The 1,373-nt window shown below is 65.3% G+C and carries 3 protein-coding genes; 2 read left to right on the forward strand and 1 reads right to left on the reverse strand.

The features are described 5' to 3' along the window. On the reverse strand, window positions 1-560 hold a 560-nt coding region (locus tag AC1DSN_RS22660; protein ID WP_477333088.1), incomplete at its 3' end, for a M48 family metalloprotease. A gap of 159 nt (window positions 561-719) precedes the next feature. On the opposite strand from AC1DSN_RS22660, the gene grxC reads away from it, so the two are divergent. Then, window positions 720-989, forward strand: coding sequence for a glutaredoxin 3 (gene grxC, locus AC1DSN_RS22665; RefSeq protein ID WP_477297776.1), 270 nt, complete (start codon window positions 720-722; stop codon window positions 987-989). Beyond that, window positions 989-1,373, forward strand: a 385-nt coding sequence (locus AC1DSN_RS22670; protein ID WP_477333090.1) for a carboxymuconolactone decarboxylase family protein, incomplete at its 3' end; no start/stop codon positions are given. The genes grxC and AC1DSN_RS22670, both read left to right, overlap by 1 nt.

Raw genomic sequence — 1,373 nt, forward strand, 5'->3', positions numbered from 1 at the left:
ATCAGGCCCTGGCCCCCCATGAGAACCGCCGGGGCGGCGTCACCGGCCCCGCCACCCGCGCCGGCGGCGATCGCGCCGAGCAACACCAGGGCCATGAGCGGGGCGTTCTTCTTGGAGTCCTCGAAGGCGCGATAGAGGTGGTTCTGGGTGATATGGCCAATTTCGTGCGCGATCACGCCCGCCAGCTCGCTCTCGCTGGTGGTGATGTCGATCAGTCCGGCGTTCACTCCGATATAGCCACCCGGCGCCGCGAAGGCGTTGATCTGGCTGTCGTTGACGATGAAGAACTGGAAGTGGTCCTTCGGCCGGTCGCTGGCGGCGACCAGCCGGAAGCCGAGGTCGTTGATGTACTGGTCGACCAGGGCATCGTCCACGGTGAGCCCGAGGGTGTGCATCTGGCGGAGCATCTGGTCGCCGTACTCATTCGCCTCGCGCGGGCTCAGGAGGCCGGCTGCGGAGCTGCCCAGGTCGGGCAGGCGCACGTTGTCCTGGGCACCCACGGCGAAGGTGACCAGAGTGCTGGCAGCGAGCAGGGCAAGGCGGGGCAGGGGCGTGCGCATAGGTCGGGGACGATACCATCACCAAACGGATAGATAACTTCCACAGCCGTGGGAGTCCGATCGCCTTTGACCGCGCCGGCGGGGCGGGGTTCGCCCGTCTTGCAAAATTCGCCCTGCGACGCCATCTTTTGGCCATTCGTTTCCGGAGCATCCCCCTCCATGTCCACCCCCGATATCACCATCTATTCCACCGCGGTGTGCCCTTACTGCGTCGCCGCCAAGAACCTCCTCAAGGCCAGGGGCCTGGAGTGGAACGAGGTTCGCATCGACATGGATCCGACCCAGCGTGACCTCATGCTCGAAAAGAGCGGTGGCCGCCGCACCGTGCCGCAGATCTTCATCAACGGCACGCACGTGGGCGGTTTCGACGACCTCTCGGCAGCCGATCGTAGCGGCCGCCTGGCCGAAATCCTCGAGGCAGCGCACTGATGGGCGATAACCGCGTCGAAGAGTTCACCGCGTTTCGCAAGCGAATGAACGAGCGCATCCTCGGTGAGGACAATCAGGTCGTCCGCCGCTTCTTTGCCCTGGATACCCAGACGTACCGTGCGGGCGCCCTGGACGTGAAGACCAAGGAGATGCTCGGCCTGGTCGCCTCGATGGTCCTGCGCTGCGACGACTGCATCAGCTATCACGTCGCCCAGTGCAAGGAAGCCGGGGTGAACCGCGATGAATTCTTCGAAGTCTTCAGCGTGGGCCTCGTGGTCGGCGGCTCCATCGTGATCCCCCATCTGCGCCGCGCAGTCGATTTCCTCGACTCGCTGGAAGGCGAGGTGGCCACCGACGCCGAAGCCTGCGCGGACCACCCAGCGG

Source organism: Luteibacter sp. P4_D7_3, assembly GCF_056401735.1.